The organism is Phenylobacterium sp. (assembly GCF_028290885.1).
Lineage (GTDB): Bacteria > Pseudomonadota > Alphaproteobacteria > Caulobacterales > Caulobacteraceae > Phenylobacterium.
On record NZ_JAQGIZ010000155.1, the window covers coordinates 1 to 11,055 of the forward strand.

The 11,055-nt window shown below is 70.2% G+C and carries 11 protein-coding genes; 6 read left to right on the forward strand and 5 right to left on the reverse strand.

The annotated features are described in order from the left end of the window. The 4 genes from JWP28_RS10450 to JWP28_RS10465 form a co-directional block, all read right to left on the reverse strand. A partial coding sequence (locus tag JWP28_RS10450; RefSeq protein WP_299542701.1) for a hypothetical protein occupies positions 1–189 on the reverse strand: 189 nt, incomplete at its 3' end. Beyond that, positions 186–1,856, reverse strand: a complete 1,671-nt coding sequence (locus tag JWP28_RS10455) for an MlaD family protein (protein ID WP_299542702.1) — start codon at positions 1,854–1,856, stop codon at positions 186–188. The genes JWP28_RS10455 and JWP28_RS10450, both read right to left, overlap by 4 nt. Then, complete coding sequence (locus JWP28_RS10460; RefSeq protein ID WP_299542703.1) at positions 1,853–3,088, reverse strand: paraquat-inducible protein A; 1,236 nt, start codon at positions 3,086–3,088, stop codon at positions 1,853–1,855. Before JWP28_RS10460 ends, JWP28_RS10455 begins: the two co-directional genes overlap by 4 nt. Before the next feature lie 22 nt (positions 3,089–3,110). Next, positions 3,111–3,569: a hypothetical protein gene (locus tag JWP28_RS10465; RefSeq protein WP_299542704.1), complete on the reverse strand. Its 459-nt coding sequence runs from the start codon at positions 3,567–3,569 to the stop codon at positions 3,111–3,113. Between the two features lie 618 nt (positions 3,570–4,187). On the opposite strand from JWP28_RS10465, the gene JWP28_RS10470 reads away from it, so the two are divergent. The 3 genes from JWP28_RS10470 (at position 4,188) to JWP28_RS10480 (ending at position 7,067) form a co-directional block, all read left to right on the forward strand. Continuing rightward, positions 4,188–5,159 carry an alpha/beta hydrolase fold domain-containing protein gene (locus JWP28_RS10470; protein ID WP_299542705.1) on the forward strand — a complete coding sequence of 324 codons (972 nt, stop codon included), beginning with the start codon at positions 4,188–4,190 and terminating at the stop codon, positions 5,157–5,159. Between the two features lie 181 nt (positions 5,160–5,340). Further along, the gene (locus tag JWP28_RS10475) at positions 5,341–6,099 is read left to right on the forward strand and encodes a helix-turn-helix transcriptional regulator (RefSeq protein WP_299542706.1); all 759 of its coding nucleotides are present in this window, start codon (positions 5,341–5,343) and stop codon (positions 6,097–6,099) included. Positions 6,100–6,233: 134 nt separating this feature from the next. After that, positions 6,234–7,067, forward strand: a complete 834-nt coding sequence (locus JWP28_RS10480) for a pyrroline-5-carboxylate reductase dimerization domain-containing protein (protein ID WP_299542707.1) — start codon at positions 6,234–6,236, stop codon at positions 7,065–7,067. A gap of 42 nt (positions 7,068–7,109) precedes the next feature. Here JWP28_RS10480 and JWP28_RS10485 read toward each other — a convergent pair whose 3' ends face one another. After that, positions 7,110–8,288: a PepSY-associated TM helix domain-containing protein gene (locus tag JWP28_RS10485; protein ID WP_299542708.1), complete on the reverse strand. Its 1,179-nt coding sequence runs from the start codon at positions 8,286–8,288 to the stop codon at positions 7,110–7,112. A gap of 222 nt (positions 8,289–8,510) precedes the next feature. Between JWP28_RS10485 and JWP28_RS10490 the strand changes: the two genes are divergently transcribed. The 3 genes from JWP28_RS10490 to JWP28_RS10500 form a co-directional block, all read left to right on the forward strand. Continuing rightward, positions 8,511–10,040, forward strand: a complete 1,530-nt coding sequence (locus JWP28_RS10490; protein ID WP_299542709.1) for an amino acid permease — start codon at positions 8,511–8,513, stop codon at positions 10,038–10,040. Between the two features lie 2 nt (positions 10,041–10,042). Beyond that, complete coding sequence (locus JWP28_RS10495; protein ID WP_299542710.1) at positions 10,043–10,705, forward strand: FMN-binding negative transcriptional regulator; 663 nt, start codon at positions 10,043–10,045, stop codon at positions 10,703–10,705. 82 nt (positions 10,706–10,787) lie between these two features. Then, positions 10,788–11,055, forward strand: a 268-nt coding sequence (locus tag JWP28_RS10500) for a hypothetical protein (RefSeq protein WP_299542711.1), incomplete at its 3' end; no start/stop codon positions are given.

The following is an 11,055-nucleotide window of genomic DNA, read 5'->3' on the forward strand; positions in this document are numbered from 1 at the left end:
CACCTCGAGCCGATCGAAGGCGGCCGGCCAGCGGACCTCGGGGGGCCGCAGCACGAGCCCGGCGCCGTCCGGCCTTGGCCCGGCGGGAGGCGTGGCCGCGAGGGTGAGGTAACGGGTGGGCGCTGTCGTGCCGCAAGCCGTCAGGCCGAGGGCCAGGAGCGCCGCAGCGAGCGATTGACGGCCGATCATGGGCGGCCCTTTCCTTTCAGCACGGCTTCGGGATGGCGGTCGAGGTCGTCGGCCAAGGTGCGCAGAGCGCGCGCCGCGGCGGTGACCTGCTGCAGAGTATCCGGCAAGCTAGCGTCGGCCGCCGCTCCGCCGCCGCCAAGGGCGCGCTTGGCCGCCGCCGCGGCCTGGTCGAGGCTGTCGGCCGCCTGCGCCAGCTTGGCCGCCAGCGGCCCGGCCTGGGGCCGCACGTCCGCGGTGATCTGGTCCAGATTGGCCAGGGCGGCGTGCAGATGCCCCAGGCTGTCGGCGACCTGCGGCGAGCCGGCCAGTGCGTCGAGCCGGCCGGTGAGCTGGCGCAGGTTCTGGCCAATCTCCGCCAGGGGCACGGCCTGGGCCGACCGCAGCAGGCCGTCGGCGCGTGCGATGACGCTGCCGAGCGAGGCGACGCCGGCGGCGGGCAAGGCGCCGCTCGCGAGCGGTTCGGTCACCGGCGGCGGTGAGTCCAGGCGCACCAGCTCCAGCCCCGCCGGGCCAAGGACCGGCGGCGATTGGCTGAGCTGCAGGCGGTAGCCGCGGCGGATCAGCCGCGCGAGCACCGGATTGGTGCGCCGCCGCCAGTCGTCGGGCGACAGGGCGGCGCCGTCGCGGATCTCGTCCGACAGGCCCAGGCGCTCCGGGGCGATGGCGATCTGCACGACGGCGGCGGTCCGGCCGGCGGCGTCGTCGAGCGTCAAGCGGCGGCCCAGCACCCGACCGATGGGGAAGCCTTCCAGCAGCACGGGCGCACCGGGGCGTAAGCCGCCCCCGCCGGCGATGGATGCGTGGTAGACGACCTCGGGCCCGACCGGGCCCAATTCGGCGCCGTCAAGGTCCGGGTAGAAGTGAAAGGTTGCGCCGGACAGGCTCTGCGGTTCCCCCTGCGCCTCCGCGGGCGTCGCGAACTCGACGCCGCCTGCCAGCGCCGAGTTGCCGGGGCCCAGGCGCGCGGCAAGGCCGGTCCGGGTCAACCGCACCTCCAGCGCCTTGGCGCCGTAGAACAGGCTGTCCGGCTTCACGAGCCGGTCGTAGGGCGCCGCGACGAAAGCGGTGACGCGGAAGCCCTGGGCCGTGTCCAGCGTCACCCGCGTGACCCGTCCGACTTCCAAGCCCTGGTAGTAGACGCCGGCGCCGACCCGCATGGCGCCGAGATCAGCGCCGGCCAGCACATAGTAGGAACCCGGCTCGCCGGGCGGCACCGGCGGCGGCGCGTCGAGCCCGACGAAGTGGCGGCGCGGCGCGCCGGAGCCCGGCGCGGCGCCGATGGAGACGCCGGAGACCACTGCGGAGAGAGAGGACAGGTCCGTGAGGCTGGGCTGGGCCCCGATCATCCAGAACCTGGCTCCGTCGCGCAGGGCGTTGCGCGCGCGCGGCTCCAGCCGAAGGGTCATGTCCACATGCCGGATGTCCTTGGAGACCTCGATCTTGGTGACCCGACCGATACGCACGCCCTTGTAAACCACAGGGGTGTCGCCGGCCCGGGCGCCGTGGGCGGACTCGAAGGTCACCACCACGTCGATGCCCTGCCGGGCGAAGGCCTGCAGTCCGAGGTAGGCCACGATGATCAGGGCGGCGAGCGGAACCGCCCAGACCAAGCCCGGCCAGCGGCCGCGCCAGGTCGGGGTCCCACGCCTGGGCGCCGGCGCCGTCATGTGCGCCTCCGGGCGATGTCCCAGAGGCTGCGCGGGTCGAAGACGCGGGTGGCGACCATGGTCAGCACCACGACCGCGCTGAAGGCGGTCGCCGCCGGGCCGGCCCGCCCGTAGAGCTTGGCGTTGAACTGCATCACCGGGACGAAGCAGGCGATCACCAGGGGATCGACCATCGACCAGCGGCCGATCTCCTCGACCACGCCGTAGAGCCGGGCCTTGGCGCGCAGGGCGCCGCGTGCGCGGCCGGCCATCGCCGCCAGGAACCAGGCTAGGCCGCCGAGCTTGAGGAGGGGCACCGCGAAGCTGGCGGTGAACACCAGCAGGCCGAGGCCGAACAGGCGGGCCTCGAAGAGGTCCTTCACGCCCTCAAGCACCGTGTAGCTGGAGGGCTCCAGTCCGATCGGGATGGTGGCCATCGGAAACAGGTTGGCGGGTAGATAGAGCATCAGCCCCGCCAGCGTGAGGGCAGCGGCGCGGCCGGCGCTCTCGCGCTTGCGCGGCGACAGGCGCGCGGCGCAGCGCGGACACCGCCGTCCGGCGGCGCGCGCGGGAACCAGGTAGCCGCAGGCGGCGCAGCCGAAACCGGTGCGCCAACGGGACCACGGGCGCTGGGCGCGGATCCGCCGCCAGACCTCGGATTTGTTGAGCGTCGCGCGGGTGAACAGCGACAGCAGGCCCACGGCCACGAAGCAAGCCCCACCCACGCCCAGGCGGGTCGGCACGGTGGCGCTCAGGCGGGCGTAGGCGATCCACAACGCCAGCAGCGCGACGTCGGCCATGGCCCAGGGTTGCAGCCGGTCGGCCCAACGGAACACCGGCCCGATCCAGGGGTCGCGGCGGCCGAGCCGCAACGCGCCCAGAGCCGCGGCGAGCAGGCCGAAGCGGAGGATCGGCGTGATCACCACCGTCAGCGCGACGAGCGCCGCCAGGGCCGGCCAGCCCTCCCGCCACAGTTCGGCCGGGCCGGAGATCAGCCGGCTGACGCGCGCCGCGCCCAGCACGCTGGCGCTCAGGAAGGGAGCCAGGTTGGCGGGGGCCAACAGCAGGAGGGTGGCGACGGACAGGGCCAGCGCCGCATTGAGACTGCGGCCCGTCCGCCGCTCCAGTTCGCTGCGGCAGACCCGGCAGCGCTGCACCGGCGCCGGTGGCGACGCCTGCACGGCGCCGCAGCGGGCGCAGACGACCCAGGCCCCGCCGACCGGGGCGTCCGGGGCCGCGCCAGCCCGCTGCATGGCGCCGCGCCCGGCCGGGCCGCTAGGACTCCACCTTCAGCGTGACGCCGTTGGCGGAGAGGTTGAAGCGCAGGCCCGTGCTGGTGCTGTTCAGTTTGATGACCACGCCGTTCTGGTTCTTCAGATAGGCGACGCCCCCGCCGCCGGCGATCGTCGCGCCGGCGGCGAAGGCCGTATAGATGCCGTCGAAGTCCTTGATGGTCTTCAAATTATAGACCGAGCCGGTGGCGCTGATCTTGGCGGCGCCGACATCCACCACCGACAGGCCGGACACCTTCACTGCGTGCGGCGCGCCTTTATAGTCGAGTTGGCCGGAGCCCCAGACGAAGCCGACGCCGGCCGCGACCGCCCCACCGGACAGGCTGAGGGCGGCGTCCGGGGCCGGCGCCGCCGCATCGTCGGCACGAGAGGCGGCTGGAACGGCCAAGCCGCCGGCGACGAGGACCGCCGCGAGCGCGGCGCTGAGGAAGGTCTTGGACATGGCGGGTCTCCACGGTTGGCGCCTCGACCGGGGAGGGGTCGAGCCTTAGCGTCCGGAACCCTAGGCGGCGAGCCGCCGAGCGATCTTTGACGCCGCCGTCACGACTTGTCGAAAAGCGCCGCGTCAGGGGCGGGGGCGGACGGCCGGGCGCTTACGGCCTCACAGGTCACCCGGGCCGGCCGGCTCGCCCGTCAGGCTAAGGCGCTTTGCGCTCATCACGGCGACCAGGTCTTGCGGAACGACGATCCGCGCGGTCCAGGTCTGGCGGATGCCCGGGGAGTCCTGGGTGGGAATCCAGCTGCGGTTGTATCCGAGCGCGACGCCGAGGTGAGCTCCTAGCTTGTCTCGGACGTGTTGAATTCGCAGCATAAATGTCGGCCTGTTCGGACCAGGGGCCGCGCGTTGGCTTGGACTCGACGGGTCCCAGCCGACGAACCTGGCCGCGGCGTTCTGGGCCGCCTTGCACATCAACCTGGCGCAATCTGCGGCCCATTCGAGACGAGGTGCGATCCGACCTCGACAGCGCCGCTCTCGGGGCCCGCTAGCATCATCCAGGAGCGCGGCGGGCTGTCGCGGGTGATGACGCCATTGCGGCGCGCAGTTTGAAACAGGTCATTCATGTCGGACGTCGCCAGCCTGCAGGGCGAGGACCTTGAGCCGGAGATCCGGCGCTTTGTCCAGAAGACCAGTGAGGACTACAAACGCTTCGGCGGGGAGGGACCCCTCTCGCCGGCGCAGGCCCGCCAGGTCGCCGAGCGCGTCAGGGAGCCGTGGCGCCACGGCGGGCCAGAGATGGCCTGGACGCGGGAGCACCTTGTTCCGGGCCGACGCGGGCCCGTGCGGGTGCGCGTCTACGCCCCCGTCGCCGAACCCGACGGTTCGGCCCTGGTCTATATTCACGGGGGCGGCTGGATGATCTTCAGCCTCGACACGCACGACCGCCTGATGCGCGAGTACGCGGCTCGGGCCGGCGTGATCGTCGTAGGCGTGGATTACGCCTTGTCGCCGGAGGCGAAATTCCCTGTCGCCCACGAACAGTGCGTCGACGTGCTGCTCTGGCTTGCGGACCACAGCCGCAAGCTGGGGATCGATCCCAATCGCATCGCGGTGGGTGGGGACTCCGCCGGCGGAAACCTGGCCGTCGGCGCGGCCTTGGCGCTTCGCGATGCGGACCGCTCCGAGCTCGTCAAGGCGCTCTTGCTGAACTACGCCTCCTTCGGCGGGGACTTCACCGAGGAATACCACGCCCGTTATGGCGGTCCGGGCTACATGCTCAGCAGTGAGGAAGTCGCCCGGTTCATCGGCGCCTATCTGGATCGCCCCGAGGATCGCGAGGATCGCCGCGTGCGGATCGTTGACGCCGATCTGTCCGGCCTTCCCCCGACGTTCCTCGCTATCCCAGAATGCGACCTGCTGAGCTGCCAGAGCCTGGAGATGGCGCCGCGTTTCCGCGCCGCGGGCGTGGCGCTGCGAGCGGAGATCTATGCCGGCGCCACGCATAGTTTCCTGGAGGCCATGTCGATCTCCCGGGTCGCGAACCGCGCCTTGGATGACGAGGCTGCCTGGCTGCGGGAAGTCCTGTTCGTTTGATCGGCTCGCCCGGCCCGATCGAGACGATCTCCGGCCCGATCGCTACAGCCGCTGACGCGGCGCGGTCCTAGCGTCGGGGTAATGTCGATAAGCGCCGCGCCATCTTGACGCGCTATCTTGAGAAGGGCGTCAGGCCGTCGGATGATCGAGCGCTGAGACGGGGCCTGGGCCAGGAATTGAGATGAAGCGCAGCGCCGATCTTCCGATGGGCATCCGTCCAGTCGTCGCCATGTCCAACGAATATCCCTCCGGCTATGTCGACCCCCTGCACAGCCACGCGCGTGCTCAGCTATCCCTGGCTAAGAGCGGCGTCCTGTCGTTCACGATGAACAACGCCAACTACCTGCTGCCATTGAACCGGGCGATCTGGATTCCGGCCGGGATGCCGCACTCGGCGCGATTTCGCGGCAAGGTCATCGGCCTTACCATCTACATAGAGCCCGATGTTTCGGGTTCCCTCTCGAGACCGAAGATCTTCGCGGCGTCACCGCTTGTCCGCGCCCTCATCGAGGAGGTGACGACCTTCGAGCACGCGTATGACGTTGACGGCCGCGAAGGCCGGGTGGTTCAGCTGCTGCTCGAAGAAATCGCGAGGGCGCCCGAGGCCACGATGCGGGTGCCGATGCCGTATGATTCTCGGCTGCAGCGGGTGTGCGACACGATCCTGGCCGATCCGGCGATATCCAGCGACCTCGACGACTGCGCCCAGATCGCCGGCATGGGCCGGCGCACCTTCACGCGGCTCTTCAAACAGCAACTGGGGATGGGCCTGGCGACCTGGCGACAACAGGTCCGGATCATGGAGGCTGTCTCGCTGTTGTCCGCGGGCCTCTCGATCACAACGGTGGCGTTCGAAGTCGGCTACGAGAGTGCGAGCGCCTTCACGGCGATGTTCCACCGTACGGTGGGGGCCCCGCCGAGCTCATATCAACGCCACTGATTCATTGGCCGGTCGGAAATGAGGGCTGCTTCCACATCTGGTGGCCCGTCTCCGACCGACTCCGACCCGGATCGGGTAGTCTTGCAGAAGCCTAATCGGTCAGACTCCCGGCCTGAACCACCGGGAGCGTCGCTTTGGACTCGCCGCCTGATCCGATTGCGCATCGAGGTCGAATTCTTCTCGTAGGCCACGGTCGCATGGGTTCGAGCCTTGTGGCGGGTTGGCGGCGCGCCTGGCCCATGGCGCAGGTCTCCGTAGTCACGAGGGCCGGATCCGGGCCCCCCGAGGGCCAGTGGCTCGCCTTCGACGAGGCCGCGCGCCTAAGTGACTTCGACGCCATCGTGCTGGCCGTCAAACCTGCAGACGCGGCGGAGGCCTTGGCCGAGCTGTCGCAGTTCGAGGGCGCGCGGCTTCTGGTTTCCGTGGCCGCGGGACTGAGCCTGGCCCAGCTGGAAACCGCATGCCCGTCAGGGTGGCGGTGCGTACGGGCGATGACGAGCCTGGCGATCGCGCTCGGCGCCGGCGCCGCAGTGGCGGCGGCCCGAGACCTCGGCGATGAGGACCGAAGGCTTTGCGAGCGGCTGTTGCCGGCGCCGGGCGGCGTCGTCTGGATCGAGGAGACTGAGATGGACGCCGCGACGGCCCTGATGGGCAGCGGACCGGCCTACTTCTTCCGCCTGGCCGAGACCCTCCTCCAGGCCGGCGAGGCCCTGGGCCTTGAACCGCGCATGGCCGCTCATCTCGTGCGAGCGACGCTGGCGGGCTCCGGCGCGCTGGCGGCGGCCAATGGCCAGTCGCTCGTGCAGTTGAAGGCCGCGGTGGCGAGCCCCGGCGGCACGACCGCCGCGGCCCTGGAGGTTCTCGACTGCAACGATGCGCTCGCCCGGCTGGTGGCGCGCGCGGCGGAGGCGGCCACCCGCCGGGGGGCGGAACTCCGCTCTGCCGGCCCGGTCAACATCCCAGGGTGAGGCGGGCGGGTCCTTGGCGGCCGGGCGGCGAACGGCTGCAAATTAGGGCGTGGCCCGCGCCGCGGCGACCCGTGCCGCCGCCCGTGCCTTTTCCTTGCGGAACCAGACGTAGACGCCGGTCACGGCCATCACCGCCGTGGCCAGGCCCGTCGTGAATATGTAGAGGCGCGCGACCCACCCAAGGATCCGCCCAGAGTGAATGGGAAAGAGCCCCCGCAGGAAGACGCGTCCGGCGCTGTCCCTGTAGGGATCGTCACACGCCACGACGGCGCCCGTCGCGGCATCGACGTAGTAGTAGGTCGGACCCAGCCACCAGTAGTCGCGCGCGCCCGACGCCGAGAAGCCGATCCGAAACAGGTGCTCTTCCGGCTCGAATGACGCCACCGCCAGCCTCAGCGGACGGCCGTCCGACCGGGCCCGGTCGCGGGCGATGCGGATCGCGTCAGCATAGCCAAGCGATCGCGCGCCAGCCGGCTCCGGGCGCCCGGAGGGCTCCGTGAAGCGGGACGGGGAGAGCGCCTGCGCCAGGGGCTCAGAAAACTCCGAATAGAAATTCAACAGCAGTCCGGTGGCGGAAACCGCCAGGACGCCAACGAAGAACCAGAGGCCGCTGGCCCGGTGAAGGTCGAGCATCACCCGCGGCAGCCTGGCGCGCCAGGCGACGGACCACTGGCTTCGCCAGCGACGCCAGAACGGTCCGGACCGCGGCAAGGTGAGGTAGAAGCCCACGAGGCTGCTGGCCAGCCACACACCGGATGTCGCGCCCAGGACAGTCCGCCCGGTCGAACCGGCGAAGAGACGAACATGGAGTTCGTAGACCCCCTGGAGGATGTGGCGGCGGTCCCACCCCGCACGCTGCAGCCGATCGCCCAGGATTCGCCCGGTCGAGGGATCTGCGAACACCTGGGAGTAGGACAGCCGGACGGCGGGATTCCGAGGGGCGACCTCAAGGACGCTGGCGCGACCTGGGCCCGGCCTCGCGATGGCGAGCACGACGCGAAGGTCCGGTCGCTGACCCTCCACACGGTCCGTCAGGTCCGGCAACGACAACGCGGGTCTGGGCGGGACAACGCCAAGGAGATCGGGGTTTAGCCAGGCGTCGATCGGCTGGCGAAAGGTCAGGATGCAGCCTGTGACCGCGGCGACAAACAAAAGCAGGAAGGTGGCGAGACCGCTCCATTTGTGAATCTCGAACGCAAGGTCGCGAAACTTTTGGGACATCGACCACCCATAATGCCGTCGTAGGAGGAGTGTGCGCGCCGCGTCCAACCGTCGCCGTCGAGCTCGGGGCGAAGTTCATCGCGATCAGGCGCCTGCGCCACTGGAAGCCAAGGCTTGGCCCGATCGCGACTAAGCTTGACCCGCTGAAACCGTCCTTTGCCGATGGCGAGAGGTAGGCTTCCAACGGTTGCGGCGCGACGTGCGACCGCATCCGGAGGATTGATGGCGATGACGCTGCGGAGCCGCCTTCTACGCAGGAAGTCCATTGAGAGCCTGCAGCAGGACGCCGCGACCAACGGCCTGCGCAAGACGCTCGGGCCCATGAACCTCCTGCTGCTCGGCATCGGATGCATCCTCGGCGCCGGGATCTACGTCATGCCGGGCAACGCCGCGGCGCACTACGCCGGGCCGGCCGTGATCCTGTCCTTTGTCCTTGCCGGCGCCGCCTGCGCACTCACCGCCCTGTGCTACGCCGAACTCGCCTCTACCATGCCGGTCTCCGGCTCGGCCTATACCTACGCCTATGCCTCCCTGGGCGAAGTCTTTGCCTGGGGCCTGGGCTGGCTGCTGCTGCTCGAATACGGCCTGGCGGCCGCGACGCTGGCGGTCGGCTTCTCCGGCTACCTTGCGAGTCTCCTGCACGATTTCGGCGTGACCATTCCGCCAATGATTTCCACCGCCATGTTCGCCGCGCCGGCGGGCGGCGGCCTGATGATGACCCATGGCGTCAACTTGGTGGCGGCGCTTGCCATCCTCGTAGTGACGACCGTGCTCACCCGCGGCATCGGCCATTCGGCGATGGCCAACAACATCCTGGTGGTGGTGAAGCTCGCGGTGCTCGCCGGCTTCGTCGCGGTGGGCGCGGGCTCGGTCAATCCGCACAACTGGGCGCCGTTCGTCCCGCCGAGCGAAGGCGGCTTCGCGTTCGGATGGGCCGGAGTCCTGCGGGCCTCCTCCATCCTGTTCTTTGCCTATGTGGGCTTCGAGACCGTCTCCACGGCGGCTTCGGAGACCCGCAATCCCCAGCGCGACCTGCCGATCGGCATCCTGGGCTCGCTGGCGGTCTGCACCATCCTCTACATCGTGGTGGCCGCCATATTGACCGGGGTCGTGCCCTTCCGTGAGCTGGGCGTGCCCGACCCCATCGCCGTCGCCGTCGACCGCATGGGCCACCCGGCGCTGGCGACCCTGGTCAAGATCGGCGCGCTGATGGGATTGAGCTCGGTGCTGCTGGTGAACGGCTACGGCCAGACCCGAGTGGCGTTCGCCATGTCGCGCGACGGGCTCCTGCCGGCCGCCTTCAGCCGCCTCAGCCCGACCTTGCGGACCCCGGTCTTCGGCACGGTCGTCCTGGGTGCGATGTTCGCCTTCGTCGCGGCGTTGCTGCCTCTGACGCTCTTGAGCGACCTGATGAGCATCGGGGTCGGCCTGGCCTTCTCCATCGTGGCGATCAGCCTGATGTGGCTGCGGACCATCCGCCCCGACATGCCCCGCCCGTTCCGAGTCCCGCTCGGCGGCATGCGCATCGGCAAGGTGTGGATAGGCGTGGTGCCCGTGGGCGCGGTGGTCCTGTGCTGGGTCATGATCTTGCCGGTGGTGATCGACATCCTGGGTCAGGCTGGGCGAGGCCGCCTGGCGCCGGCGTTCATCCTTGGAACCTATGGGCTGATCGGCGTCGCCGTCTATGCCACCTATGGGCTGCGCGCCTCGCGGGTGTTCAGGGCCGAGCCGGCCATCGATCCGGCGGTCTAGCCGTGGCGGATCCGGGCCTGTTCGCGCCGCGCGACGATTCCGACGTCGAGGCCCTGATCGCGGCCGCGCCGCTCGCATGGGTGGTGTCGGCGACCGGCGGCCCGCCGCTGGCGACGCCGCTCCCGCTGCTGATCGCCCACGGCTGGGCCGGGCGCGCGCCGCCACGACTGATCGGCCATTTCGCGCGGACAAACCCCCAGGTCGAACGCCTGCGCCGCGAGCCCCTGGCCCTGCTGCTCTTCATGGGGCCGAACGCCTACGTTTCCCCTTCCTGGATGGCGGACCGCCGGCAGGCCCCGACCTGGAATTATGCGTGCGCCCAGCTCCACGCGACGATCCGGTTCCAGGACGCGCCGGGCGATGCCGAGGCCGCCGTCACCCGCCTGGCAAACCTGATGGAGCAGGGCAGGCCCGGCGCCTGGTCGCCCGCGGAGATGGCGGAGCGATTGGCGCGGCTCGCCCGGGGCGTGGTGGCCTTCGAGGCCGAGGTCAGCGGGACGACGGCGAAGTTCAAGCTGGGACAGGACGAACGACGCGATGTCTTCGCCGATATCGTCGCGGGCCTCTCCCAGAGTGGCCACGCCGAGCTCGCCCTCTGGATGCACAGCTTCGCGATGACGGCTTCCGATGGCCCAACCAACCCAAGCTTGGCCAAAAAGGTATGAAATCCGACCCGACCCGTGCGGCGACCGACGCGGGGGCCCGGCAATCTGTGCTCGGAGCAATCGCGCCGCGGAGAGCACGACAATGAGCAACGATCTCGGGGCTGTCATGAAGATGACCGCACAGCCGATGAGCCGCCGGATCCTGTTGGGCGGTGTGGCCATGATCGTGCTGGCGGGCGCCGCCGGCGGGGCTTCAGCGCAGCAGTCCGCCACCGCTGGCGAACTCGTGGTCACGGCGCCGAACTATGTGCCGACGACCACAACCGGCTCAAAGGTCGCCACTTCGATCCTTGAGACCCCCCAGTCCGTCACCGTGATCAACCGCGACCAGATCGACGTCCTGCACTGGA